The 26025-nt window shown below is 64.7% G+C and carries 24 protein-coding genes; 8 read left to right on the plus strand and 16 right to left on the minus strand.

The features are described 5' to 3' along the window. The first annotated feature begins 7 nt into the window (after window positions 1-7). The 3 genes from BXE_RS14105 to BXE_RS14115 all read left to right on the plus strand — a co-directional run bounded on the left by BXE_RS14105 (window position 8) and on the right by BXE_RS14115 (window position 2131). The gene (locus tag BXE_RS14105; protein ID WP_011488958.1) at window positions 8-532 is read left to right on the plus strand and encodes a gamma carbonic anhydrase family protein; all 525 of its coding nucleotides are present in this window, start codon (window positions 8-10) and stop codon (window positions 530-532) included. A gap of 64 nt (window positions 533-596) precedes the next feature. Continuing rightward, window positions 597-1547, plus strand: a complete 951-nt coding sequence (gene hslO / locus BXE_RS14110) for an Hsp33 family molecular chaperone HslO (RefSeq protein WP_011488959.1) — start codon at window positions 597-599, stop codon at window positions 1545-1547. Between the two features lie 203 nt (window positions 1548-1750). Then, on the plus strand, window positions 1751-2131 hold the full coding sequence (locus BXE_RS14115) for a hypothetical protein (protein ID WP_011488960.1): 381 nt from the start codon (window positions 1751-1753) through the stop codon (window positions 2129-2131). Between the two features lie 146 nt (window positions 2132-2277). On the opposite strand, the gene ftsB is transcribed toward BXE_RS14115, so the two are convergent. From ftsB to BXE_RS14165, 10 genes are all read right to left on the minus strand, one after another. Next, window positions 2278-2709 (minus strand): cell division protein FtsB, encoded by a 432-nt coding sequence (ftsB, locus tag BXE_RS14120; protein WP_011488961.1) that lies wholly within the window; start codon window positions 2707-2709, stop codon window positions 2278-2280. Between the two features lie 107 nt (window positions 2710-2816). Further along, window positions 2817-4100 (minus strand): phosphopyruvate hydratase, encoded by a 1284-nt coding sequence (gene eno, locus BXE_RS14125; RefSeq protein ID WP_007181327.1) that lies wholly within the window; start codon window positions 4098-4100, stop codon window positions 2817-2819. A 223-nt stretch (window positions 4101-4323) separates the two neighbouring features. Continuing rightward, complete coding sequence (gene kdsA / locus BXE_RS14130) at window positions 4324-5178, minus strand: 3-deoxy-8-phosphooctulonate synthase (RefSeq protein ID WP_011488962.1); 855 nt, start codon at window positions 5176-5178, stop codon at window positions 4324-4326. Next, a complete protein-coding gene (locus BXE_RS14135; RefSeq protein ID WP_011488963.1) occupies window positions 5175-6848 on the minus strand; it encodes a CTP synthase in 1674 nt (557 codons plus the stop codon). Before BXE_RS14135 ends, kdsA begins: the two co-directional genes overlap by 4 nt. A 277-nt stretch (window positions 6849-7125) precedes the next feature. Continuing rightward, entirely contained in the window at window positions 7126-7929 is an 804-nt protein-coding gene (locus BXE_RS14140) for an alpha/beta fold hydrolase (RefSeq protein WP_011488964.1), read from the minus strand. A 153-nt stretch (window positions 7930-8082) separates the two neighbouring features. After that, entirely contained in the window at window positions 8083-10875 is a 2793-nt protein-coding gene (locus BXE_RS14145; protein ID WP_038457696.1) for a DNA internalization-related competence protein ComEC/Rec2, read from the minus strand. 111 nt (window positions 10876-10986) lie between these two features. Next, the gene (locus tag BXE_RS14150; RefSeq protein WP_011488966.1) at window positions 10987-11775 is read right to left on the minus strand and encodes a TatD family hydrolase; all 789 of its coding nucleotides are present in this window, start codon (window positions 11773-11775) and stop codon (window positions 10987-10989) included. 46 nt (window positions 11776-11821) lie between these two features. Beyond that, window positions 11822-12565 (minus strand): lipoprotein-releasing ABC transporter ATP-binding protein LolD, encoded by a 744-nt coding sequence (gene lolD, locus BXE_RS14155; RefSeq protein ID WP_011488967.1) that lies wholly within the window; start codon window positions 12563-12565, stop codon window positions 11822-11824. Then, entirely contained in the window at window positions 12558-13811 is a 1254-nt protein-coding gene (locus BXE_RS14160) for a lipoprotein-releasing ABC transporter permease subunit (RefSeq protein WP_011488968.1), read from the minus strand. Before BXE_RS14160 ends, lolD begins: the two co-directional genes overlap by 8 nt. 495 nt (window positions 13812-14306) lie before the next feature. Further along, window positions 14307-14552, minus strand: coding sequence for a hypothetical protein (locus tag BXE_RS14165; RefSeq protein WP_038457693.1), 246 nt, complete (start codon window positions 14550-14552; stop codon window positions 14307-14309). A gap of 141 nt (window positions 14553-14693) precedes the next feature. Here BXE_RS14165 and BXE_RS14170 point away from each other — a divergent pair, with 141 nt between their 5' ends. From BXE_RS14170 to BXE_RS14195, 5 genes are all read left to right on the plus strand, one after another. Further along, entirely contained in the window at window positions 14694-15812 is a 1119-nt protein-coding gene (locus tag BXE_RS14170) for a hypothetical protein (RefSeq protein ID WP_011488969.1), read from the plus strand. A 49-nt stretch (window positions 15813-15861) separates the two neighbouring features. Beyond that, entirely contained in the window at window positions 15862-17568 is a 1707-nt protein-coding gene (gene recJ / locus BXE_RS14175; RefSeq protein ID WP_011488970.1) for a single-stranded-DNA-specific exonuclease RecJ, read from the plus strand. 176 nt (window positions 17569-17744) lie between these two features. Beyond that, window positions 17745-18849, plus strand: a protein-coding gene (gene prfB / locus BXE_RS14185; protein WP_096335872.1) for a peptide chain release factor 2 whose coding sequence is annotated in 2 segments (ribosomal slippage) — window positions 17745-17825 and window positions 17827-18849 — 1104 coding nt in all. Because the reading frame shifts where the segments join, the coding sequence is not laid out codon by codon here. Between the two features lie 133 nt (window positions 18850-18982). After that, on the plus strand, window positions 18983-20524 hold the full coding sequence (gene lysS, locus BXE_RS14190; protein ID WP_011488973.1) for a lysine--tRNA ligase: 1542 nt from the start codon (window positions 18983-18985) through the stop codon (window positions 20522-20524). Window positions 20525-20810: 286 nt separating this feature from the next. Beyond that, window positions 20811-21536 carry a glycine zipper 2TM domain-containing protein gene (locus BXE_RS14195; protein WP_011488974.1) on the plus strand — a complete coding sequence of 242 codons (726 nt, stop codon included), beginning with the start codon at window positions 20811-20813 and terminating at the stop codon, window positions 21534-21536. Between the two features lie 137 nt (window positions 21537-21673). On the opposite strand, the gene iscX is transcribed toward BXE_RS14195, so the two are convergent. The 6 genes from iscX to iscU all read right to left on the minus strand — a co-directional run bounded on the left by iscX (window position 21674) and on the right by iscU (window position 25980). After that, complete coding sequence (iscX, locus tag BXE_RS14200) at window positions 21674-21871, minus strand: Fe-S cluster assembly protein IscX (protein ID WP_011488975.1); 198 nt, start codon at window positions 21869-21871, stop codon at window positions 21674-21676. Between the two features lie 15 nt (window positions 21872-21886). After that, window positions 21887-22228: an ISC system 2Fe-2S type ferredoxin gene (fdx, locus tag BXE_RS14205; RefSeq protein ID WP_007181289.1), complete on the minus strand. Its 342-nt coding sequence runs from the start codon at window positions 22226-22228 to the stop codon at window positions 21887-21889. A 149-nt stretch (window positions 22229-22377) separates the two neighbouring features. Beyond that, window positions 22378-24249 carry a Fe-S protein assembly chaperone HscA gene (gene hscA, locus BXE_RS14210; protein WP_038457687.1) on the minus strand — a complete coding sequence of 624 codons (1872 nt, stop codon included), beginning with the start codon at window positions 24247-24249 and terminating at the stop codon, window positions 22378-22380. Window positions 24250-24403: 154 nt separating this feature from the next. Continuing rightward, window positions 24404-24931, minus strand: coding sequence for a Fe-S protein assembly co-chaperone HscB (hscB, locus tag BXE_RS14215; RefSeq protein WP_011488977.1), 528 nt, complete (start codon window positions 24929-24931; stop codon window positions 24404-24406). Window positions 24932-25086: 155 nt separating this feature from the next. Further along, window positions 25087-25410: an iron-sulfur cluster assembly protein IscA gene (iscA, locus tag BXE_RS14220; protein WP_007181286.1), complete on the minus strand. Its 324-nt coding sequence runs from the start codon at window positions 25408-25410 to the stop codon at window positions 25087-25089. Between the two features lie 156 nt (window positions 25411-25566). Beyond that, on the minus strand, window positions 25567-25980 hold the full coding sequence (gene iscU / locus BXE_RS14225) for a Fe-S cluster assembly scaffold IscU (protein WP_007181285.1): 414 nt from the start codon (window positions 25978-25980) through the stop codon (window positions 25567-25569). Between the last annotated feature and the right edge of the window lie 45 nt (window positions 25981-26025).

Here is a 26025-nt window from a genome sequence, read left to right on the forward strand (position 1 = left end):
AGACACTGTGACCATTTACAAGCTTGGCGATGCCGCCCCGACCATCCATGAAAGCGTGTTCGTCGCGGATTCAGCGAGCATCATCGGTAACGTGACGCTGGAGGAGAACGCCAGCGTGTGGTTCGGCGCAACGATTCGCGGCGACAACGAGCTCATTACCATCGGCAAGGGCAGCAACGTGCAGGAAAACGCCGTGCTGCACACCGACCCCGGTTTTCCGCTGACGGTCGAGCCGAACGTGACGATCGGCCACCAGGTCATGCTGCATGGCTGCACGATCAAGGAAGGCTCGCTGATCGGAATTCAGGCCGTGGTCTTGAATGGCGCCGTGATCGGCCGCAACTGTCTGGTCGGAGCGGGCGCCATCGTCACCGAGGGCAAAGTGTTTCCCGACAATTCGCTGATTCTCGGCGCGCCCGCCAAAGTGGTGCGCGAACTGACCGGGGCGGACATCGCCAATATGCAGCGCGGCGCGGCAACCTACGCCGAGCGCCGCGAATATTACAAGGCGCAGCTCGTGCGCATCGGCTAACCAGCCGGAGCGCGCGGCGCGCACGGCGCGGCATCACGCTGCGTCATTCGACCGAGGAAAAGTTGTGAGCGACCAGTTGCAAAAATTCATGTTCAGCGCGGCGCCGGTGCGCGGCGAGATCGTTTCGCTGCGCAATACGTGGCAGGAAGTCCTGACGCGTCGCGATTATCCGGCGCCGGTGCGCACGGTGCTGGGCGAAATGATGGCCGCCTGCGCGCTGCTGTCGGCGAACCTCAAGTTCGACGGCACGCTCATCATGCAGATTTTCGGCGACGGCCCGGTCAAGATGCTGGTGGTGCAGTGCGGCTCCGATCTGTCGATGCGCGCCACGGCCAAGCTGTCGGGCGAAGCAGCCAGCGTGATCGGCGAATCGGCCAGCATGGTCGACCTGTTGAACGCGAGCGGTCACGGCCGTTGCGTGATCACGCTCGACCCGGCCTCCAAGCAGCCCGGTCAACAGCCGTATCAAAGTATCGTGCCGCTCTCGGGCGTGGACGGCCCGCTCAACTCGATGGCCGAAGTGCTCGAACATTACATGCACCACTCCGAGCAGCTCGACACGCGCCTGTGGCTCGCGGCGAACACCGAGCGTGCGGTCGGCATGCTGCTGCAAAAATTGCCGGGCGACGGCGGCATCGTCCCGCATCCGGGCGACCTCGACGCGGACACGTGGGAGCGTGTATGCACGCTGGGCGGCACGATGTCGCAAGACGAGTTGCTGAAGGAAGAACCGGAAACGATTTTCCGGCGCCTGTTCTGGCAGGAGAACGTCCAGCATTTCGAACCGGCGAAGGCGCGTTTCGAGTGCACGTGTTCGCGTGAAAAAGTCGGCGGCATGCTGAAGATGCTGGGCCGCGAAGAAGTGGATGGCGTACTCGAAGAGCGCGGTCATGTCGAGATTCATTGCGAGTTCTGCAACCAGCGCTACGAGTTCGATCCGGTCGATGTGGCGCAACTTTTTGTCGCCGAAGCGCTCTCACAAGGCGTGACGCCCGCGGCTGACCAGCGGCACTGAACGGCTGGACTGAACGACTCGCGCGCGGCGTTCATGCGCACGAGTCGGCGGTTGATCACAGCTGTGTCGAGGCAGTAAAGATACCGCGCCGCCCGCTGCCTTTCAGGGCTCGGGCGGCGCAGTGTCGTTGACCATTGCGTTGAATCATTGGCGGTACGTGCAGGGCATGATTTGCTTAGGCATCCGACCGATGGAGATCGAACATGAACCATCCTACTTCGTTGATACCACTGCTGCGCCGTGCGCGCACCGCCGCCGTGCTGGCTGTTCTCGTCGGCAGCGGCGCACTGGCCGGCTGCATGATGGACCCGCCGGGTCCGTCGCCGATATATAGCCGCCTTCCCACCGACCAGTCGGGCACCGCCCAACCGCTGACGCCTGAAGAACGCCAGCGCTATGACGCGATCGATCAGCAGGTCATGGTCGAGCAGAATCAGGCGATCGCCGCCGAAAACGCGGCGCAGGCCTGGTCGCGTTACTACACGCCGCCTGTGAGTGTGTATGGCAGCTATTACGGGGGTGGTTGGGGGCACGGCTGGGGTACGGGCGTCGGCGTCGGATACGGACCGTACTGGGGCTGGTAAGCTGGTAAGCGGATAAGCGGCAGCAAGCTCGCGCATACCGCGAGAATTCCGGCCCAACGGCGGCTCCAAAGAAAAAAGGCACGGTCTATTTTTTCACCGTGCCTTTTTTGCGTCCTTCGTATCGAACCGTTGTGCCGCGGCGAAGCTCAGTGCGCAGGCTTTCTTTCGTGAGCAGCTTTCCCACCGTGCTTGTGATCCGGCTTCGCGCGTGACTCCGGATTCGGCACCATATGCAGCGGCGCCGCCGACATCTCGCCACGCGTGGACGTGGTTGCCGATGGCGTGTTCGCCGCCGGCAACGGCGCATTCGGCGACACGAACTGCACGAACACTTCGCCGTCCTTCACCATGCCCATTTCGTAGCGCGCCCGCTCTTCGACAGCGGCCGTGCCGTTCTGCAAGTCCTGCACTTCGCCCTGAATGCGCTCGTTGCGCAGCTTCGAGTCGGCATTCTTTTGCAGTTGTTGCGCCAGTTGCTGCTGCAACTCGTGCACGCGCAACCAGCCGCCATGTCCCCACCAGAGCGGGTACTGGATCAGCGCCAGTAGAACGATCAGGACAGCAGTGACAAGCCGCATGAAGTAAGCACAATAAATACACGCCGCCCTGCGCTATACGCAGGGCGGCGGGGTCAATCAGAAACGAAGGATAACCGGCTCATCGGTCAGCGCCAGCAAGACAGCCATTAGCGCAGATTGTAGAACGCCGACTTGCCCGGATAGCTGGCGATATCACCCAGATCTTCTTCGATGCGCAGCAACTGGTTGTACTTCGAGATGCGGTCCGAGCGCGACAGCGAACCCGTCTTGATCTGACCGGCGTTCAGGCCGACCGCGATATCCGCAATCGTCGAATCTTCGGTTTCGCCCGAACGGTGCGAAATCACCGCCGTGTAACCGGCGCGCTTGGCCATTTCGATGGCCGCGAAGGTTTCCGTCAGCGTACCGATCTGGTTGATCTTGATGAGGATCGAGTTGGCGATGCCCTTCTCGATACCTTCCTTCAGGATGCGCGTGTTGGTGACGAACAGGTCGTCGCCCACCAGCTGGACCTTCTTGCCGAGCTTGTCGGTCAGCGTCTTCCAGCCGGCCCAGTCGCTTTCGTGCATGCCGTCTTCGATCGACACGATCGGGAACTTGTCGGCCAGATTCGCCAGGTAGTCCGTGAATTCCGTTGACGACAGTTGCAGGCCTTCGCCGGCCAGCTGGTACTTGCCGTCGTGGTAGAACTCGCTCGCTGCGCAGTCGAGCGCGAGCAGCACGTCTTCCCCGGCGCGGTAGCCTGCTTTCTCGATGGCTTGCAGGATGGTCGACAGGCATTCGTCGTTGCTGCCGAAGTTCGGCGCGAAGCCGCCTTCGTCGCCCACTGCCGTGCTCATGCCGCGATCCGACAGGATCTTCTTCAGCGCGTGGAACACTTCGGCGCCGCAGCGCAGCGCTTCGCGGAAGGTCGGCTGGCTGACCGGCACGATCATGAATTCCTGGATGTCCAGGCTGTTGTTGGCGTGCGCGCCGCCGTTGACGATGTTCATCATCGGCACCGGCAGTTGCATCGCGCCCGAGCCGCCGAAGTAGCGGTACAGCGGCAGGCCGGCTTCTTCAGCGGCGGCTTTCGCGACGGCCATCGAAACAGCCAGCATCGCGTTCGCGCCGAGGCGCGACTTGTTGTCCGTGCCGTCGAGTTCCAGCAGCGTCTTGTCGAGGAACGCCTGCTCGGAAGCGTCGAGGCCCATGATCGCTTCGGAGATTTCGGTGTTGATGTGCTCGACAGCCTTCAGCACGCCCTTGCCGCCGTAGCGGCCGGCTTCGCCGTCGCGCAGTTCGATCGCTTCGCGCGAACCCGTCGACGCACCCGACGGCACCGCGGCGCGGCCCATCGTGCCCGATTCGAGCAGCACGTCGCATTCGACGGTGGGGTTGCCTCGCGAATCGAGAATCTCTCGACCGATGATATCTACGATAGCACTCATGGTTTCCTCAAGAAATGACGTTGAATTCTTTACTGTGACACTGTACCAGGCGCTGGCGATCCGGAGTCAGCGCTTTAGCGGTTACTCCGGTCGCATGCAGAACACCGGTCTCCCCGGCAAACTGCTTGCGCGCCGATAGGTTCGACGACCATTGCGTGCATTCGCCGCGCGCCGACCGTGGCCGATTGTGCAGTCCAATCGTGACACGCGGTGAATGCCTGAGTCAGTTGAAATCGCTTTCGAGGAACGGCGCGCGCTTGACGGCCCGATCGAGCGTGACCAGCGTCTCGAGCAGATCGGCCATGCGATGCAGCGGCACGGCGTTCGGACCGTCCGATTTGGCCTGCGCCGGATTCGGGTGCGTTTCCATGAAGAGACCGGCCACGCCCACCGCCACCGCGGCACGCGCCAGCACCGGCACGAATTCGCGCTGGCCGCCCGAGCTCGTGCCCTGCCCGCCCGGCAACTGCACCGAGTGAGTGGCGTCGAACACGACCGGCGCGTTGGTTTCGCGCATGATCGCGAGCGAGCGCATGTCCGACACGAGGTTGTTATAGCCGAACGACACACCGCGCTCGCACGCCATGAACCGGTCTTCCGACAGACCCGCTTCACGCGCCGCGTCACGCGCCTTGTCGATCACGTTCTTCATGTCGTGCGGTGCGAGAAACTGGCCTTTCTTGATGTTGACCGGTTTGCCCGAACGTGCGCAAGCGTGGATGAAGTCCGTTTGACGGCACAGGAAAGCCGGCGTTTGCAGCACGTCGACCACCGAGGCGACCTGCTCGATCTCGTGCTCGGCATGAACGTCGGTCAGCACCGGCAGACCGAGTTGGCGCTTCACTTCCGACAGGATGCGCAAACCTTCGTCCATGCCCAGACCGCGGAACGACTTGCCGCTGCTGCGGTTGGCCTTGTCGTACGACGACTTGTAGATGAACGGAATATTCAGCTTCGCGCAGATTTCCTTTAGCCGGCCAGCTGTGTCGATCGTCATCTGTTCGGATTCGACGACACAGGTGCCCGCGATCAGGAAAAACGGCCTGTCGAGCCCGATTTCGAAATCGCCCAGTTTCATGCTTTCTCCCCGACTTCGGCCGCCGTGCGCGACTGCTGGTGCGCGAGCGCCGCTTCGACGAACGACTTGAACAGCGGATGACCGTCACGCGGCGTGGACGTGAATTCCGGATGGAACTGCACGCCGACGAACCACGGGTGCATGCTGCGCGGCAGTTCCATCATTTCCGGCAGATCTTCACTCGGGGTACGGGCGCTGATGATAAGGCCGCCGGCTTCGAGCTGGGGCACGAAGCGGTTATTGACTTCATAACGGTGGCGATGGCGTTCGTTCACGTCCTTGCCATAGATCTCTTCGGCCATCGTGCCGGGCTTGATCGGGCAACGTTGCGAACCGAGGCGCATCGTGCCGCCGAGATCCGACTCTTCCGTGCGCTTCTCGACGCGGCCTTCGCGGTCGTACCATTCGGTGATCAGCGCGACCACGCGGTTCGGCGTTTCCTGATCGAACTCCGTGCTGTTCGCGTCTTTCAGACCCACCACGTCGCGGGCAAATTCGATCACCGCCAGTTGCATGCCGAGGCAGATGCCGAGATACGGCACCTTCGCTTCACGGGCATAACGGATCGCGGCGATCTTGCCTTCGGTGCCGCGCCGGCCAAAGCCGCCCGGCACGAGCACCGCGTCCAGATGCTTGAGGCTTTCGACGCCGTGCGTCTCGATTTCTTCGGAGTCGATGTATTCGATGTTGACCTTGGTCGACGTATGCATCGACGCATGGCGCAGCGCTTCGATCAGCGACTTGTACGACTCGGTCAGATCGACGTATTTGCCGACCATGCCGATCGTGACTTCATGCCTCGGATGCTCCAGCTTCTCGACCAGATCGGACCACATGGACAGATCGGCGGCCTTCGGCTCGAGCTTGAGTTCTTCGCAGATGATCGCGTCCAAACCCTGATCGTGCAGCATCTGCGGAATCTTGTAGATGCTGTCCGCGTCCCACACCGAGATCACCGCGTCTTCCGGCACGTTCGAGAACATGGAGATCTTCGCGCGCTCGTCGTCCGGAATGCGGCGGTCGGCGCGGCACAGCAGCACGTGCGGCGAGATACCGATTTCGCGCAGCTTCTGCACGCTGTGCTGCGTGGGCTTGGTCTTCAGTTCGCCGGCCGTGGCAACCCACGGCACCAGCGTGAGGTGCACGAAGCACGCGCTGTTGCGGCCCATGCGCAGGCTCATCTGACGCGCGGCTTCGAGGAACGGCAGCGATTCGATGTCGCCCACGGTGCCGCCCACTTCGACGATGGCGACGTCCGGCTCACCGCACGTTGCGGAAGCCGCGCCGCGTTCGATGAACGCCTGGATTTCGTTCGTGATGTGCGGAATGACCTGCACCGTCTTGCCGAGATAATCGCCGCGGCGTTCCTTGCGGATCACCGATTCGTAAATCTGGCCCGTGGTGAAGTTATTGGCCTTGCGCATCTTCGTGCTGATGAAGCGCTCATAGTGGCCGAGGTCGAGGTCGGTCTCCGCTCCGTCTTCCGTCACGAACACTTCGCCGTGTTGAAACGGGCTCATCGTGCCGGGGTCGACATTGATGTAGGGATCGAGCTTGAGGAGGGTGACTTTAAGACCGCGCGATTCGAGGATCGCGGCGAGGGAAGCGGCGGCAATACCCTTGCCGAGGGAAGATACTACGCCGCCGGTGACGAAAACATATTTGGTCATCGCTGGATGCTCGCGGGAAAAACGGATTATACCGTAAAGCAGGGTCTCAACCCCAGCAAAATCCGAGCTGCGTCTGCAGATGCATGGCGCCGCGGCGGCCATCGTCGCGCGTCGATCATGCACTGTTTTTGCCACGCACATGCCGCGGCACCGCGCTGCGCCCGGCGCCACGTTGGCAGGTCGACGCAACGGCAGCCACCTGACATTCACGCCGCGTGACCGTGCGACCGTCGCCGTCTTGTGGGTGCGTTACCTGCATGCGCCGCCTGACGCGGCATCAGGCGCGCCGCTCCAGTTCATGCAACATGCTTTGCACCGCGCGCGCGGTTTCGACGGGTCTTTCCATCGGGTAAAGATGACTGCCCTCGATCCATTCCACATGGCCGCCGGTCGCGCGGCGCGTCGCTTCCAGTCCGGCCCGGCGGATTTCCTTCGAACGCGTGCCGGCGATGAAGCCCACCGGCACCGGCGCGCCCCGCGCGAGCCGCGAGCCGAGCGTGTGCGGCAAGGTCTTGTAGATCTGATATTCGGTACGGCGGTCGAAAGCGAGCGACCGCGAGCCGTCCGGCGATGTTTGCGGAATGCCGAAGTCGATGTAGTCGGACAGCATGCGCTCATCCCAGCGCGCGAACGCCGGCTTCGAATGGAAGTGCCGCCACGCTTCGTCGCGGCTCGCCCACTGGGTGCGGCGCGTACGGGTGGCGGCCGCGGGCGACAGACGCTCGTCGAGGCCGGTCCATTGCGACACGCGCAGCATGCTGCTGCGCCAGCCGGCGATCACCGGCGAATCGAGCATCACCACCCCTCTCACCCACTGCGGCTTCTTCAGCGCGGCCATCAGCGACAGATAACCGCCGAGCGAATGCCCCACCAGCCATACCGGCTGTTCGTAAGTTCTGCCGATATCGTCGAGCAACTGCTCGACCAGATGCGGCCAGTCCTGCGTCACCGGAAAGCGCGCGTCGTGACCGATCCGCTCGATGGAGCGCAATTCGTAGTCGTCGGCGAGTTCGGCGAAGATCGTCCGGTAGGTCGATGCGGGAAAACCGTTCGCGTGCGAGAAGTGGATGATGTTTTTCAACTGCGGCTATCTCCGTTCTGTTTTTGCGTGCGGGGCTTTGATGCGCGCTTGCGTACAGGCGCTTCAGCCAGCGGCACGCTTTCTGTGCGGCCCTGCTGCGCTTCGTCTATCCATGCGGCCGGCATTTCACCAGCGCACCTACCGGCGCACCTGTTAGCGGTCCATCCAGTAACGGTGCTGTGTGTCGCGATAACGATCGAGCGTCAGCGCGATGTTCTCTGTGGCGGCGCTCTTCGCGCCGGCTTCCGGGTTCACTTCGACTCGCACCGCGCCGTCCGTGTCGCTGCGCCCAAGCTCGATCTGCCGCGCCTTGTAGCGCTCGAACACCCTCGCATCCGGATGATGAAAACGGTTGCGATAGCCTACCTGAAATAGCGCGATGAGCGGGTCGATAGAATCGAGGAACGGCTCGGTCGACGAAGTCTTGCTGCCGTGATGCGGCACGACCAGCACCTGTGCGCGCAACGCGCCGCGATCGCGCGCGAGCAGAGTGCGTTCGACAGGTGCCTCGATATCCGCCGTCAGCAAGGCGGCCATGCGCGGCGGCTCCGTTTGAACGCGCGCGGCCGGCCGGCTCGTCGCGGGCGGCAGCGTGCTCACCCGCAACACGCAGCAATGCATGTTCGGCTTGCCTTGCAGCGGACCGGCGTCGGGCCAGAGCATCGCGAACTCGACACCGTCCCACTGCCAGCGCTGCCCCGCCGCGCACGGCAGCGTGGCGGCGCCGTGCCGCCGCGCGTTCAGCCACAATGCATTCGACGGCGCCAGCGCCGCCACCATCTGACGCACCTCGATCGCGTCCAGAACGGCGGGCGCGCCGCCCGAATGATCGGAATCGGCGTGACTGACGATCAGCGTATCGAGCGCGTTCACGCCGTGTGCCTGCAGGAATGGCACGACCACCCGCTCGCCCGCGTGAGTCGATTCCGGGCCCGGCCCCGTATCGAACAGCAACGTGTGATGCGCCGTTTCGACCAGCACGGACGTACCTTGACCGACATCCAGCGCGGTTAGCCGGAAACCGCCCTGCGGCGGCCCGGACGGCGCCGGCATCAGGAGCGGCAACCATGTGAGCGGCGCGGCCCAGCGCAGCGGCCAGCCGCGCGGCGCGAGACACCAGAGCACACCCAACGCCGCCGCGGCCAGCGTCCACGCATCCGGCTGCGGCAGGCGCCAGAGCAGCCAGGGAGGCCCCGAGAACCACAGCAAGCCCGCGGCCAGCCACTCCAGCAAAGCGTGAGCGACATGCCATGCGTGGACGTCGAGCGGCGCGGGCAACGCGACGCCGGCGAGTATCGCCGGCGTGACCAGCAGGCTGACCCACGGAATCGCGAAGGCATTCGCGAGCGGGCCGATCAGCGGAATCTGCGCGAACCAGTAGACGGTTAGCGGCGCGAGCGCGACCGTGACGGCGAACTGCACGTGTGCCGCGCTGCGCAGCCGTTCGCCCACGCCGCGCACGTGACGCAGCAACCCGGCACGCAGTCTGGGCAACGGGGACGATGGCTCGCCGCCCTCGTTCGCCTGATCGTGGTGCTGTTCATGATCCTGCACGCGCGGCCGCCCGGACATGGCGAACAGAATTGCCGCCACCGCGCAGAACGACAACCAGAATCCCGCCGAGACGACCGCCCACGGATCGATCAGCAGCACCAGTCCCAAGGCCCACGCGAGCACCGCCGAGCGTGCCACGCTGCGCCCGCTGACAAACGCGAGCGCGACGACGCCCGCCATCCACAGCGCGCGCTGCGCCGGCACGTTGAAACCGGCCAATGCAGCGTGCAGCGCGGCGAACAGCGCGCCGCCCGTGATCGCGACGACCTGCGCGGGCAGCCGCAACGGCCAGTCGCGGCCAATCCAGCCGGAGCGCCGCCATAACGCGCCCGCGAGCCAGCCCGCAAGACCCGCGACGAAACCAAGGTGCAGCCCGGAAATCGCCACCAGATGACTCGTACCCGTGCCGCGCATCAGCAGCCAGTCCGCTGCGCTCACTTCGTCCTGCGCGCCGATCGCCAGTGCCACGACGATTCCGCGGTGCGGCGCATCGCCGAGCACCGCGTCGATGCGTGCGCGCAGCGCGGCGCGCCAGCGGTCCACGGTCACGCCGACACCGCGCGCATCGCCGCGCAATCGCACGGCGTGAGCCGGCGCACTCACATAGCCGGTGGCCCGCACATTGCGCGCGAGCAGATTCGCCTCGGCATCGCGCACGCCGAAATTCGCATTGCCATGCGGACGTTTCAGCCGCACGGTCAACCGCCAGCGTGCGCCGGGTTCGAGGATCGGCGGCGGCGCATCTTCGGCGATCCACGCCAGTTGGATCACGCGCGGGAAAGCGGCCATTGGCGCGTCGGCCGGGTCGACGCCGAATAGAAAGCGTGCGCCGTTTTCATCGCGTGACGGCAGGCCTTTGATACTGCCGACAACCTCGATATCGCGGCCTTCCCATGCGGTGGGTAAGCTCACCGCGAGGCGCATGTCCGCGCGCAGGGCTGCGTAGCCGAAGCCCGTGCACGACGCCGCACACCACACCGCGCTCCAGCCGACGAATGAGCGCATGCGCGGGCCGAAGCGGACACGGCGTATTAGCGAAGTGAGAGCCGCGAGCGCGTGCGCGCGATGTGTCGGCGTAGGGGTGGCCTTTGCCGTGGGCGCAACTGTCGCCGCAGTTTCAGTTCCAGTTCCAGTTCCAGTTCCAGTTCCAGTTCCAGTTCCAGCTCTAGTTGCAGCCGCAGCCGCGCCCGTAGCCGTAGCCGTATTCCCACCAACCGCCGCATGCCGCTCAACAGCGCACGCACTCCCGCCGTCGCCCAACCCCCAAACCGCTACGACAACCGCAACGCACGCAGCAAACACCAGCCCGCACAGCCCGACCCAATCCGGCAACACCGCTTGCCGCTGCAGCCAGACCACCCCCAACGCAAATCCGCACCACCATGCCCGCATCCGCCCTCCGCCAGCAAATGCCGGGCGCAGCAGCGCTTGAGCACAGGCGTCAGCGAGCCCGCCAAGCGTGAATGTCGCCCGGCGCGAACCACTCAGACCTTCCGGGTTCGATTATGCAGAGGAAAGTGCGAGCCGCGGCAGCGCGGCGAGCGCGTTAGCCGTTGTGCCTAGGGCGGCTTCTTCGGCGGCCATGCCGCGCAGTTCCGCGAGGCCCGCGCCGATCGCCGGAATCTGCTCCGGCGAATTGCGCTGCCTGTAAATCCATGCAGGCGCGATGTCCGGCGCATCGGTCTCGACGACCAGCGCGTCGAACGGCAACTGTTCGGCAAGACGGCGGATCTGCCGCGCCCGCTCGAACGTCAGATTGCCGCCGAATCCGAGATGCATGCCCTGGTCGATATACGCCTGAGCCTGCTGGAAACTGCCGTTGAATGCATGCGCGATACCACGATGAATCTGGTGGCGCCGCAGTCCCTTGATCACCTGGTCCTGCGATTTGCGCACATGGCAGATCACCGGCAGATCGAATTCGCGCGCGAATTCCAGCTGAGCGTTGTAGAAGAATTGCTGGCGCGCGTCGTCGAGACCGTCGACGAAATAATCGAGCCCGATTTCGCCGATGCCGACGAACCGCGGATCGTCGAGATTCGCCTCGATTTCCATGCGCAACACCGCCAGATCGCTCTCCTGCGCCGCCGGCGTGAACAGCGGATGGATGCCGAGCGCATACGCGCCGCCGTCGACCCGGTGCGCCAGTTCGCGCACCGTTGCGAAGTTCTCGCGGCCGATCGCCGGAATCACGATCCGCCCCACACCCGCGCGGTGCGCCGCCGCCGCGACTTGCGCGCGGTCGGCGTCGAATTCCGAAGCATCGAGATGGCAGTGCGTATCGATCCACATGACGTGCCTCGCTAGCGGCGCAGCATCAGCGCAGGGTGTCCGGCAATCAGACCGGCACCGGCGGCTCTTCGTGCAGCACGCCGTCGCGCAGCCGCATGATGCGGTCGCAACGCCCCGCCAGTTCCGGATCGTGCGTGACGATCACGAAGCTCGTTTCGAGCGTTTGCGACAGTTCGAGCATCAGGTTGAACACGGTGTCCGCCGTGCCGCCGTCGAGATTGCCGGTCGGTTCGTCGGCCAGCACGCAGGCGGGCTTCGTCACCAACGCGCGCGCAATCGCGACACGCTGGCGCTCGCCGCCCGACAGCTCGCCCGGACGATGCTTCGCGCGGTGCCCCATGCCGACGCGCTCCAGCACCGCGAGCGCTTCGCGGCGCGCGGCTTCGGTCGACATGCGGCGAATCCGCAGCGGCATCGCGACGTTATCGAGCGCGGAAAACTCCGGCAGCAGGTGGTGGAACTGATAGACGAAACCCAGCGCGCGATTGCGCAGGTCGTTGCGTTCGCGCTCGGAGAGTCTGGTGAAGGGCTTGCCCATTACCGAGACCTGTCCGGCGCTCGGATCGTCGAGGCCGCCGAGCACGTGTAGCAGCGTGCTCTTGCCGGAGCCCGACGCGCCGACGATCGCCAGCTTCTCGCCGCGCCGCACGCTCAGTTGCGCGTTGTTGAGCACCGTCACATTCAGACCGCCCTGCACGAACGACTTGGAAATGCCGGTCGCTTCCAGCACATAGGGATGCGGCACGGTGTCGGCGGAAGGCATGGATAGGTTGGCGGAACGGTCATTCATAGCGCAGTGCCTCCGCGGGACGGACTTTCGCACCACGCCAGCTCGGGTACAGGGTGGCCAGCGCCGACATCAGGAACGCGATGATGCCGATCCGCGCGACGTCGGCCGGAATCAGCTCGGACGGCAGTTCGCTGATGAAATACACCGACGGCGGCAGGAACTGCACGCCGAGCAGATGCTCGATCATCGGCACGAGCCACGGAATGCTCCACGCGATCAGGCAGCCGAGCGCGACGCCGGTGGCCGTGCCGATAAAGCCGATCGTCACGCCCTGCACCACGAAGATCTTCATGATCGAACCGGGCTGCGCGCCGAGCGTGCGCAGAATCGCGATATCGGCCTGCTTGTTGGTCACCGTCATGACGAGCGACGACACCAGATTGAACGCCGCCACGGCGATGATCAGCGTGAGGATGATGAACATCATGCGCTTTTCGATCTGCACCGCCGAGAACCAGGTCTTGTTCTGCTGGGTCCAGTCGCGAATGTATAAATCGCCCGACAGGCTGCGCGCGAGCTGATGCGCGACCTCCGGCGCGCGCTGCATGTCGGTCAGGCGCAGCCGCACGCCGGTGGGCGCGGGCAGTCTGAACAGCGCCTGCGCGTCCTTGATGTTGATCAGCGCGAGCGTGCTGTCATATTCGTAATGCCCCGACTCGAAGATGCCCACCACGGTGAACTGCTTCAGCCGGGGCAGCATGCCGGCCGGCGTGATCGTGCCTTCCGGCGCGACCAGCGTGATCTTGTCGTTGACGGTCACGCCGAGATTGGTGGCGAGATCGGCGCCGAGCACGATGCCGAAATCGCCCGGCACCAGTGCGTTCAGACTGCCGCCTTTCATCTCCTTGCCGATATCGGACACCTGCGGCTCGAGCGAAGGCTCGACGCCGCGCAGCGCCACTCCGCTCACCGCGTCCTGGCGCGTGAGCAGCGCCTGCGCTTCCACATACGGCGCCGCGCCGATCACTTCCTTGTTCTGGCGGGCTTCCTGGGCGGTCAGTTGCCAGTTGGGCATCGATCCGGTGGGCGAGAAGATCTCCACGTGCGCGAGCACCGACAGCATCCGGTCACGCACCTCTTTCTGAAAACCGTTCATCACGGACAACACGACGATCAGCGCCGCGACGCCGAGCGCGATGCCCGACATCGACACGAGCGCAATGAAGGAAATGAAGCCGTTACCGGTCGTGCGTTTGCCGGCGCGGGTGTAGCGCCAGCCAATCTGCCATTCGTAGGGAAATTTCAAGCGAATCCTTTTCTGCGTGTCTTCGGCCTTGTGCCGCGCACGAAGGCGTGAAGCGCCTGCCGTGCGGCCCGAGCGTCGTGATCATTGGTGTCGTTGCGCAGCGGATGGTTCCGGTGCGGCGCGCCACGTCGTAGCAATGCGCGCGCCATACCGGTCCGCGGCGGTCCGGCAGACGGCTCCCGCCGTTGCCACGATCGCCGGCACCGCCGATCAAGCGCGAAGTTTGCCATACAATGCCGCCCGCTCGCGTAAAGGCGGGGCGGCGCGCCCCGGACAGGAAGGGCGGCCGAGTCCGGTCAGGCCGGCTGCGGTGCCGGAGTGGAAAGGCGGCGGCCAAGCCGACTACTGCTGCGCCGGAGTGGAAAGGCGGCAACCAAGCCGACTCCTGCTGCGCTGGGATGGAAAGGCGGTGGCGACGCTGACTAGGAAAGGCGGCAGCCACGCGGACGCCGACGCCGCGCCGGGTGCCCGGCGCGAAACCCGGCCCAGCTTTATCTACCGCAGGTTGTACCGCTCGCGCAACTCGTTGATGATGCCCGCCGCGGCGCTGCTGGCGGCGTCGCGGACGTCGGCATCCTTTCGGTCGCGGTGCAGATGGGTAATGTCCCAGTTGCAGCCGCTCTCGTCCTCCACGGTCTCGTGGAAGCCGGTCGGAATCCAGCCGGCCGTGGCCGGGTTCGCATCGAGCGCCTTGACGACCAGTGCCAGCAGTTCCTGCTCGGTTTTGAGTTCACGCGACATGACGGTCTCCATCGTCCCATGCGCGGTGCCGCCGCGCGCGGCTATTGCTCCGGGCTTCAGAAGGCGGCGAACGCGTGGCCCGCCGCCGCGGTTCATCGAGCGGGAGCTGATGGACGGAATACTCGCACTCTTTGCCCTACAATGCGCAGCATCATGCTCGCCAACCGCCTCCATCTTCTCCTGCCCTTCGCGCTGCCCGCCGCGGCGGACGCCGCCACCGCCCTTCACGACATCCGCAGTCCCGCCCTCGACCGGCTGATCGCGCGCGCGACGCTGGTGGAGCGCGTCATCGGCGAAGACTTTCAGCGCACGCTGCCGCACGAGCGCTGGGTGGCACGCCAGTTCGGCGCGCTACCGGGCGGCGCCGCGGCCGCCGACGAAGCGCCGCTCGCGCCGTACATGCTGCGCGCCGACGGCGGCGAACCCGGCACCGCGACATGGGCCTGCGTGCAGCCAGTGCATGTGCGCATCGCGCACGACCATCTGGTGCTGATCGATCCGGCCTCCCTCGACCTGTCCGACGAAGAAGCCAGCGCGCTGCTCGCCGTGGCGCGGCCGCTGATCGAGGAGCTCGGCGTGCGCATCGAAGCGCCGCGCCCGGTGCGCTGGTATCTGTCGGGTGAAGGGTTCGGCACGCTGGCCGGCGCGTCGCCATTGCGCGCGAGCGGGCGCAACATCGAAATCTGGCTGCCGCACGAGGCGCATTCCGGCGAGCGTTCGCGCGCCTGGATGAAACTGCAGAATGAAGTACAGATGGCGTGGTTCGAGCATCCGGTCAATGAAGCGCGCGAAGCGCGCGGCCTGCCGGCCGTCAACTCGATCTGGTTTCACGCGCAGGGCGCGGCGCAACCGGTGCACAGTCCGTTTGCACGGGTGTTCTCCGACGCGGCGGCAACGCGTGGCCTCGCAATCACCGCCGGCGTGCCGGTCGCCTCGCCACCGGCCTCCTTCAATGCGCTGCCGTCGCTTCCGGGCGACGCCAACGACAACCCGAAGACCAGCACGGGCACCACGCTGGTCGAACTCGATCCGTTCTCCGCGCCGTACATCGAGCAGGACTGGGCGCGCTGGAACGACGCCTTCGCCGCCTTGCAGACGGACTGGTTCGAACCGGCGCTCGCCGCGCTGCAATCGGGTCAGCTCGACGAACTCGGCCTCACCTTGTGCGGCGACACCGGCTCGGTCACGCTCGCGGTCACGCGCGGCGACCTGCGCAAATTCTGGCGGCGGCGGGTGTTCGCTTCGCTCTTCATCGAATGAATGACTGAATGACCCAACGAATGCAACGAATGAACCACGGCCTTTCCGCATGACCCGAATCGTTACGCGCGCCGCGTCCCCCGTCGACGCCGAAATCCTCACCCGCCACGGTCTGCATCCGGTGCTCGCGCGCCTCTACGCGGCGCGCGGCGTGTGCATGCCCGACGAAATCGAAACCGGCCTCGCGCGGCTCGTACCGCCCGTCGCGCTCAAGGGTTGCGAAGACGCCGCCGCCCTGCTCGCCGACGCCATCCAGAGCCAACGCCGCATGCTGGTGGTCGCCGACTACGATTGCGACGGCGCCACCGCCTGCGCGGTCGCCGTGCGCGGCCTGCGCATGTTCGGCGGCCGGATCGAGTATCTGGTGCCGAACCGTTTCGAGTACGGCTATGGTCTGACACCGGAGATCGTCGCGCTGGCCGCCCGCAACGCGGCGGGCAAGCCGGATCTGCTGATTACCGTGGATAACGGCATTGCCAGCGTGGACGGCGTGCAAGCGGCTAACGCGCTCGGCATCGACGTGCTGGTTACCGATCACCACCTGCCCGGCGACGAACTGCCGCCCGCCCGCGCGATCGTCAATCCGAACCAGCCGGGCTGCACGTTCCCGAGCAAATGTATCGCGGGCGTCGGCGTGATGTTTTACGTGCTGCTCGCGTTGCGCGCGGAATTGCGCCGCCGTGGCGCGTTCAACGATAACTTTCCCGAACCGCGCCTCGACGGCCTGCTCGATCTGGTCGCGCTCGGCACGGTCGCGGACGTGGTCAAGCTCGACGGCAACAACCGCGTGCTGGTCGCGCAGGGTCTGCAGCGCATCCGCAAAGGCAAGATGCAGCCGGGCATCGCCGCGCTGTTTCGCGCCGCCGCGCGCGACGCCCGCAGCGCGTCGGGCTTCGATCTCGGCTTCGCGCTCGGACCGCGGCTGAACGCGGCGGGCCGACTGTCGGACATGTCGCTCGGCATCGAATGTCTGACTACTGACGACATCGGCCGCGCCTGGGACCTCGCGCAGCAACTCGACGCGATGAACCGCGAACGCCGCGAAATCGAAGCCGGCATGCAGCAGCAGGCGCTCGAAGACCTCTCGGCGATCGACCCCGACGGCACCACCACCATCACGCTGTTCAATCCCGACTGGCACCAGGGCGTGATCGGCATCGTCGCGGGACGGCTGAAAGAGAAATTCCACCGGCCCTCGTTCACCTTCGCGCTCGCCGACGACAGCGGCCGGACCGTCAAAGGATCGGGCCGCTCGATCGCGGGCTTCCATCTGCGCGACGCGCTCGACCTGATCTCGAAGCGCGAGCCGGGCCTGATCGTCAAGTTCGGCGGTCACGCAATGGCCGCGGGCCTCACGCTCGCCGCCGCCGACGTGCCGCGCTTCACCGCCGCGTTCGAAGCGGTCGGCCGCGAATGGCTGTCCGAAGAAGCGCTCTCGCGCACGGTGGAAACCGACGGCGAACTCGAAGACGCCTACTTCACGCCGCAATTCGTCGAAATGCTGGACGCGGCCGTGTGGGGTCAGGGCTTTCCGGCGCCGGTGTTTTCGGGCGAATTCGACATCGTCTCGCAGGCGCTGGTGAAGGACAAACACCTGAAGCTGCAACTCGTGCGCGGCCGCCAGCGCTTCAACGCGATCTGGTTCAATCACACCGACACGCTGCCCGCCCGCACCACGGTCGCCTACCGCCTCGCGAGCGACACGTGGAACGGCGTCTCCCGCGTGCAGTTGATCGTCGAGCACGCGGCGAGCTGAAGTGGTGGACTGGTGGTGGACTGACGCCGTTCAGCCCGGCAAGGTCCGGCGTAGCGCAAACGTCGAAAATCGCCGCAAAATCAACCCCAAACACGCGCCGGATCGCTCAAGAGCCTCCGGCGCGGCGCGCCGATCGGCTATAATTTCCCCTTTTTACGAAGCTATAAAAGATCGACATGGAAGCGGAACGTCTCAACGCGATCGAAGCCTCACTGGCGGACCTGCGCACTCGCGCAAGCGCGCTACGGGGGTATCTTTGACTACGACGACAAAGCACTGCGTCTAATCGAAGTCAACCGGGAACTCGAAGACCCGGACGTCTGGAACGACTCGAAGCACGCCCAGGCCCTCGGCCGGGAAAAGAAGCTGCTCGACGACACGGTCGGCAAACTCACGTCGCTCGATAACGACCTGCGCGATGCGCAGGACCTGTTCGAAATGGCCCGCGAAGAAGGCGACGAGGAAACTCTCCTCGCCTGCGAATCCGACGCGCAAGGCATCGAACAGCGCGTGGCGGACATGGAATTCCGCCGCATGTTCGCGAACCCGGCCGATCCGAACAATGCGTTCCTGGACATCCAGGCCGGCGCCGGCGGCACCGAAGCGTGCGACTGGGCGGCCATGCTGCTGCGCCAATACCTGCGCTACTGCGAGCGCAAGGGCTTCAAGACCGAAGTGCTGGAACAGACCGACGGCGACGTCGCGGGCATCAAGAACGCCACGATCAAGATCGAAGGCGAATACGCGTATGGCTTTCTGCGCACCGAGACCGGCGTGCACCGCCTCGTGCGCAAGTCGCCGTTCGACTCGTCGGGCGGCCGCCACACGTCGTTCTCCTCGGTGTTCGTGTACCCGGAAATCGACGACTCGATCGAAGTGGACATCAACCCGGCCGATCTGCGCATCGACACGTACCGCGCGTCCGGCGCGGGCGGTCAGCACATCAACAAGACCGACTCCGCGGTGCGTATCACGCACTTGCCGTCGGGCATCGTCGTGCAGTGCCAGAACGACCGTTCGCAGCACCGCAACCGCGCCGAAGCGATGGCCATGCTGAAATCGCGCCTGTACGAGGCGGAAATCCGCAAGCGTCAGGCCGAGCAGGACAAGCTCGAAGCCGGCAAGACCGACGTGGGCTGGGGTCATCAGATCCGCTCGTACGTGCTGGACAACAGCCGTATCAAGGATCTGCGCACGAACGTCGAAATCAGCAATACCAAGAGCGTGCTCGACGGCGACCTCGATCCGTTCATCAGCGCCAGCCTGAAACAGGGCGTCTGAGCGCAACCGGCGCGGCCTGCCCTTGCAACGCCGCGCCGTATCTTCGCCGTTTCCCTATACCGCCTGAGGTTTTTACTGACTGGCCACCCGCAAGCGAGCCACTCCCGTGCGGGCCACCGAATACCAAATCATCATGACCGAACCGACCCAACCGAACGCGGCCCAGCCTAATGTCGTACCCGAGGTGGACGACAACAAGATCATCGCCGAGCGCCGCGAAAAGCTGCGCGAGCTGCGTGAGCAAGGCGTCGCCTATCCGAACGATTTCCGCCCCACGCATCACGCCGAAGATTTGCAAGCGCAATACGAGCACTCCGACAAGGAAGCGCTCGAAGCGAATCCGCTCGAAGTCGCGATCGCCGGCCGCATGATGCTCAAGCGCGTGATGGGCAAGGCGAGCTTTGCGACCGTGCGCGACGGCTCGGGTCAGATCCAGTTCTTCATCACGCCCGCCGACGTCGGCCAGGAAACGTACGACGCCTTCAAGAAGTGGGACATGGGCGACATCGTCGCGGCGCGCGGCGTACTGTTCCGCACCAACAAGGGCGAGCTCTCGGTGCGCTGCACCGAACTGCGTCTGCTGTCGAAGTCGCTGCGGCCGCTGCCGGACAAGTTCCACGGGCTGTCCGACCAGGAAATGAAGTATCGCCAGCGCTATGTCGATCTGATCGTCACGCCGGAAACGCGCAAGACTTTCGTTGCGCGCACGAAGGCGATTTCGTCGATCCGCAAGTTCATGGCCGACGCCGACTTCATGGAAGTCGAAACGCCCATGCTGCACCCGATTCCGGGCGGTGCGGCGGCCAAGCCGTTCACCACGCACCACAACGCGCTCGACATGCAGATGTTCCTGCGCATCGCGCCGGAGCTGTATCTGAAGCGTCTGGTGGTCGGCGGCTTCGAGCGTGTGTTCGAGATCAACCGTAACTTCCGCAATGAGGGCGTGTCCGTGCGCCACAATCCGGAATTCACGATGATCGAGTTCTACGCGGCGTACACCGACTACAAGTGGCTGATGGACTTCACCGAGCAGTTGATCCGCCAGGCCGCCATCGACGCGCTGGGCACGGCCACCATCACGTATCAGGGCCGCGAACTGGATCTGGCCAAGCCGTTCCATCGCCTCACGATCACCCAGGCGATCCAGAAGTACGCGCCGCAGTACACGAACGAGCAACTCGCCGACAGCGCTTTCCTGCGCACCGAACTGAAGAAGTTCGGCGTGGACGCATCGCAGCCGCAGTTCCTGAACGCGGGCGTCGGTGCGCTGCAACTCGCGCTGTTCGAGGAGACCGCCGAGTCGCAATTGTGGGAGCCGACCTACATCATCGACTACCCGATCGAGGTTTCGCCGCTCGCGCGCGCGTCGGACAAGGTCGAGGGCATCACGGAGCGTTTCGAGCTGTTCATCACCGGCCGTGAAATCGCCAACGGCTTCTCGGAGCTGAACGATCCGGAAGACCAGGCGGCCCGCTTCAGGAAGCAGGTCGACCAGAAAGACGCCGGCGACGAAGAAGCCATGTTCTACGACGCGGACTACATTCGCGCGCTCGAATACGGCATGCCGCCGGCCGGCGGTTGCGGCATCGGTATCGACCGTCTGGTCATGTTGCTGACCGATAGCCCGAGCATTCGCGACGTGATTCTGTTCCCGCATCTGCGCCGCGAAGACTGATCGCTGCGCGGTGCAACGCATGGAAAACGCCCGGTTCGTGCCGGGCGTTTTTCGTGGTATCGCGCCAGAAGACATCTGGCGCCTGGCTGACGGTTTGTAACCATCGGTAAAAAGTGCATACTGCGCGAGCATTCGGACGTGCGGCTCACTATGCAGGCGCTTGCCCTGGACGCGGCGCCTGCTTGATCATTGCCCGGATATCGTTACAAATTGAAACCCTTGCAGGATCGATTTGCCAGACACTTTGTCTATTAAAAGTCGACTCTGCTAAAGGCGGAGGCCAAAAATGGACAATCCGAACACACAACCCACCACGCAATCTTCGCAGCCTGCGCAACAACGCCGGCTTCACCCGCTCATCGCAACCGCCGCCGGCGCAGTGATCATCGCGAGCCTCGTCGCCACGGCGGCCGTGACGGGCCTGTTCCCGAAGGCATCCAGCAACGGCGCGCAAAACGATCAGACACAAGCGGCGCAGGTGACCACACAAGGCACGCAGCCGGGCGTGGTCGATTCAGCGGCACCCGCCAATCCGAGCGCGCAGCAGGCTGCACAACAGCCGCAACCCGCTCCGGCGCCCGCACCCGCGCAGCAGCAATACGCGCAGCGACAACAGGCACAGCCAGCCCCGCAACCCGCGCCTGACTACGCCCAGCAACAGCCCGCACGACCGGCCTACTGCTCGACGTGCGGCACGGTCGAAGCCATCTCGGCGGTCCGTCAGGAAGGTCATGGCACCGGTATCGGCGCAGTCGGCGGCGCGGTAGCCGGCGGCGTGGTCGGCAACCAGTTCGGCAGCGGCGGCGGCCGCACCGCGATGACCATTCTCGGCGCGCTCGGCGGCGGCCTTGCCGGCAACTCGGTCGAAAAACATATTCGCAGCACGACGTCGTACTCAGTGCGCGTGCGGATGGAGAACGGCAAGATGCGTTACTTCACTTACCATGAAGCGCCGCCGTTCCAGCAGGGCCAGCGCGTGCGTGTGGAGAACGGCACGCTCGTGGCAAGCTGAGAGCAGGCGTAGGCACCGGCAAACGGCGGTTCCAGCCGGCATGAAAAAAGGCGACCTCCATAGAGAGTCGCCTTTTTCTTGTCGCAACCGCAGCAGCGCACGCAAACCGCTGACCGGCGTCGAAGCCTCGGAGTCGCTCAATAATCCGCGTCTTCAATCCATGCAGCCTGAATCGCCTCGAGGATCTTTTCGTTCGACCGGTCAGGATCGTCGTCGAATCCTTCCAGTTCGGTCACCCAACGGTGCAAGTCGGTGAAGCGCACCTGCTGCGGATCGACGTCCTGGTGCTTGTCAGTCAGGGCCATCGCGATGTCTTGCGTATCGGTCCACTTCATGGCTGCATCCTCCTGTTAGTGGTTTTCCTTCGCGTGATTGATCGAGTAGCGAGGGATTTCGACAACCAGATCCTGCTCAGCCGGCACCAGCGCCTGGCATGACAGGCGCGAGGTCGGTTCGAGGCCCCACGCCTTGTCCAGCAGATCGTCCTCGTCTTCCTCCGACGGCGTCAAGGCGGCGAAACCCTCACGCACGATCACGTGACAGGTCGTGCACGCGCAGGACTTCTCGCACGCGTGCTCGATTTCAATGCCGTGTTCGAGCAGGCTGTCGCAGATGCTCTTGCCGGGCACGGCGTCGATCACCGCGCCTTCCGGGCACAGTTCGACGTGAGGCAGCACAACGATTTGAGGCATACATTTTCCGTTTGGGTCTGTGGCACGGCGGCCGCAAACAGGCTCCGTGCCATTTTACTGGCGCCGCGAGGACTTTTTAAGTCCACGCGGCGCGGTTCGGTGTTTTCGGCGACGGACACGAGGCGGCCCGCCCGCCGCTACCGCAACGCTCAGATCTCGTCGAGCTTGCGGCCGGCGAGGGCGCGGCGAATGCCCTTGTTCATGCGGCGGGCGGCGAATTCGTCGGTGCCTTCGGCGACGGTTTTGGTGGCGGCTTCGATCGCATCGACGTCGTCGCTCTGCGCGACCTTGCGCAATGCATCGAGCAGCTTGTCGAGCTCGGCGCGCTCGCTGTCGTCGAGCAGTTCGGCGTCGGCGGCAAGCGCGGCGTCGGTGGCTTCCACGAGACGCTGTGCTTCGACTTGCGCTTCGCGCAGCGCGCGCGCCCGCATGTCGATTTCAGCGGTCGAGAAGCTGTCTTCGAGCATTCTGGCAATGTCGTCGTCGGCGAGGCCGTAGGACGGCTTGACCACCACCGACGCTTCCACCCCCGAACCCTGCTCGCGCGCAAACACGGACAGCAGCCCGTCGGCGTCCACCTGGTAGGTCACGCGGATACGCGCGGCGCCGGCGGCCATCGGCGGAATGCCGCGCAGCTCGAACCGCGCGAGCGAGCGGCAGTCGCTAACGAGCTCGCGCTCGCCCTGCACGACGTGGATCGCCATCGCCGTCTGGCCGTCCTTGAAGGTGGTGAAATCCTGCGCGCGCGCGACCGGAATCGTGGAATTGCGCGGGATGATCTTCTCGGTCAAACCGCCCATTGTTTCGACGCCGAGCGACAGCGGGATCACGTCGAGCAGCAGCCAGTCGTCGCCGTCCGCGCCGCGATTGCCCGCGAGCAGATCGGCCTGGATCGCCGCGCCGAGCGCGACCACCTGATCGGGATCGAGATTGATCAGCGGCGGCTGGCCGAAGAACGATTCGACCGCGCGGCGGATCACCGGCATGCGCGTCGCGCCGCCCACCAATACCACGCCTTTGATTTCCTTCGTCGTGACCCTGGCGTCGCGCAGCGCCTTTTTCGTGGGGCCGAGCGTGCGCTGAACCAGCGCCTGTGTGATGGCCTCGAAAGTGGCCTCACCAATTGTCAGATCGATCTCAGTGCCGTTCGAGAGCCTGGTTCGTAGCTTCACACTCGGCGCGTCGGACAAGGCCTCCTTGGCCTCGCGCACGCTATCCAGCAGCAGGCGCACGTCTTCCGGAGCGAGCGTTTGCGGCGCAATGCCCACCTGCTCCAGCACATGGCGATACAGCGCGTGATCGAAGTCGTCGCCGCCGAGCGCGGAATCGCCGCCGGCTGCGAGCACTTCGAAAACGCCCTTGGTGAGCTTGAGAATCGACAGGTCGAAGGTGCCGCCGCCGAGGTCATACACGGCGTACAGACCCTCGGAACCGTTATCGAGGCCATAGGCAATCGCGGCCGCGGTCGGTTCGTTCAGCAGGCGCAGCACGTTCAGACCCGCCAGACGCGCGGCGTCTTTGGTCGCCTGACGCTGGGCTTCGTCGAAGTACGCCGGCACCGTGATCACAGCGCCGACCAGTTCGTCGCCGAGCGTGTCTTCCGCGCGCTGACGCAGCGTCGCGAGAATTTCGGCCGACACTTCGACCGGGCTCTTCACACCGTCCACGGTACGGATCTGCACCATGCCGGGTGCGTCGACGAAATCGTACGGCGCGTTTTCGGCGCCCTCCACTTCCGCCTTGCCGCGGCCCATGAAACGCTTGACCGAGACGATCGTGTTGCGCGGATCGCTCGCCGCCTCGGCCTTGGCCGTGCGGCCGATACGGCGGCCGCCCTTTTCGAGGTAGCGCACCACCGACGGCAGCAGCGCATGGCCGTCTTCGTCGGGCAGCACGTCGGGCACGCCGCTGCGCACCGCGGCGACGAGGGAATTGGTGGTGCCGAGATCGATGCCGACCGCCAGACGCCGCTGGTGGGGCGCCGGCGCCATGCCGGGTTCGGAGATTTGCAGTAGGGCCATCTGGATCTTCTCGGAGCCGCTCGGCCCCGTCCTGAATTTTCGCGTTGCTGGATGTAATGCTATGGCGCTTATGGTCGCTTCTAGCCGCTTCGGGTCGCCATCGTCGCGCCGGCGCCGGCGAGATACGGCCAGGCCCACGGCGCGCCCGGACTCGCTAGTTTTCGAGCCGCTCGATCTGCGTGCCGATTTCCGACGCTACCCGCTCGATGAACATCAACTGCCGCACCGCCTCGCCCGCCGCCTGGTTCGCGCCGCTGTCGAGCAAGGCGCCGAGCTTGTCGAAACGCATGCGCTCTTCGTCGCGCAGTTCGGTGAGCAAGGCGTCGAGCGCGTCGACGTTTTTGGCCGCGGCCGCGTCTTCGATGCTTTCGCGCCATTCCATCTGCTGCATGAGGAACGCCGGCTCCATCGCCGTATTGTTCTCCGCGCCGACGTCGATGCCGCGCAGATGCAGCAGATAGGTGGCGCGCTTCAACGGATCGCGCAGCGTCTGATACGCCTCGTTCGTGCGCGTCGCCCATTGCATCGCAATGCGCTTTTGCGCGTCGCCGGCCGCCGCGAAGCGGTCCGGATGCACTTGCGCCTGGACCGTGCGGTACGCGTGATCGAGCGCCGAAGCGTCGAGCGCGAATTGCGCCGGCAGGTCGAACAGATCGAAGTGGCTGTCGTTCAGCGAGGCCATCGGATAGAAGAAGTCCGTTCAGAAAAGCGCACCGGAGTGCAATCTAAAAACGCGGCTCGACAAAGCGGAGCATAGCGGCATGGGCGAATGCGCGGTTCAAACTAAAAAGGCGGCCCGCGCCGCCTTTGATCCGCTGCACGCGGAAATATCCGGATCTATACGCGGAACGATTCGCCGCAACCGCATTCGTCCTTCACGTTCGGGTTGTTGAACTTGAAGCCTTCGTTCAACCCTTCGCGCGCAAAGTCGAGTTCGGTGCCGTCGATATAGGCGAGGCTCTTCGGGTCGACAATGATCTTCACGCCGTTGCATTCGAAGACTTCGTCTTCGGGCGCGAGTTCATCCACGTACTCGAGCTTGTAGGCCAAGCCAGAGCAACCGGTGGTGCGCACGCCGACGCGCAGGCCGACGCCTTTACCGCGACGGTTCAGATACTTCTGGACGTGCTGTGCTGCCTTTTCGGTCAACGTAATTGCCATAGCGTTTCTCATTGCGCAGTGCGCGCCGGCCGTTCGTCTGCCTGGTCACGCGCTGCTACCCTGCCTGCATCAAATATAGCTCGTGCCGGACGGCTGGTCTGAATTCGCGCCGTCCGTTTCGATTCACCTGAAACCGCGTTGCAACCCGCCGCCCGATCAGGCGTGCTGCTTTTCGTCTGCGACGACCGCTTCACCGTGGCGTTGCTTGTAGTCGGCGACCGCTGCCTTGATCGCGTCTTCCGCGAGGATCGAGCAGTGGATCTTGACCGGCGGCAGTGCCAGTTCTTCGGCGATCTGCGTGTTCTTGATCGACATGGCCTGATCGAGCGTCTTGCCCTTCACCCATTCGGTGACGAGCGAGCTCGACGCGATCGCCGAGCCGCAGCCATACGTCTTGAACTTCGCGTCCTCGATGATGCCGTCCGCGCCCACGCGGATCTGCAGCTTCATCACGTCGCCGCAGGCCGGCGCGCCGACCATGCCGGTGCCGACCGCATCGTCGTCCTTCGCGAAGGAACCGACGTTGCGCGGGTTTTCGTAGTGGTCCAGAACCTTGTCGCTATAAGCCATGATTAAACTCCTTGATCCGTTTCAACCTGCAATTTGCAATTCGAT

The sequence above is a fragment of the Paraburkholderia xenovorans LB400 genome (genome assembly GCF_000013645.1).
In the GTDB taxonomy this organism is placed as follows: Bacteria; Pseudomonadota; Gammaproteobacteria; order Burkholderiales; family Burkholderiaceae; genus Paraburkholderia; species Paraburkholderia xenovorans.